This is a genomic window from Streptomyces sp. SS8, from assembly GCF_054072955.1.
In genome coordinates, this window is the sequence record NZ_JBSVCZ010000075.1 from 1 (window position 1) to 413 (window position 413).

The 413-nt window shown below is 66.1% G+C and carries 1 protein-coding gene; it reads right to left on the bottom strand.

All coding sequences use genetic code 11. From position 1 onward, the window contains the following. Window positions 1–413, bottom strand: a 413-nt coding sequence (locus ACW69E_RS27785) for a roadblock/LC7 domain-containing protein (protein ID WP_457501042.1), incomplete at both ends; no start/stop codon positions are given.

Sequence of the window (413 nt, forward strand, 5' to 3'; positions counted from 1 at the left end):
TTGAGCAGACTTCCCTGCAGTTCGGCGCGGAGGTCCGGCGTCAGCACCGTACCCGCACGGTCCACCAACAGGGCCATCTCGTACCCGACCAGACCGATGTCCGCATCCGGATGCGCCAGCACCGCCAGCGAGGAACCGTCGGAGATCGACATGATGAAGAGGAACCCCCGCTCCATCTCCACCACCGTCTGATTCACCGCACCCCCCTCGAAGATGCGCGACGCACCAGCGGTCAGCGAGGTCAGCCCCGACGCGACCGCCGCCAACTGATCGGCACGATCCCGCGGAAACCCCTCGGACATGGCCAGAAGGAGGCCGTCGGCGGAGACCACCACCGTGTGCGACACCCCCGGGGTGTTGTCCACGAAGTTGGTGATCAACCAGTTCAGGTTCTGCGCCGCCTGGCTCATCGG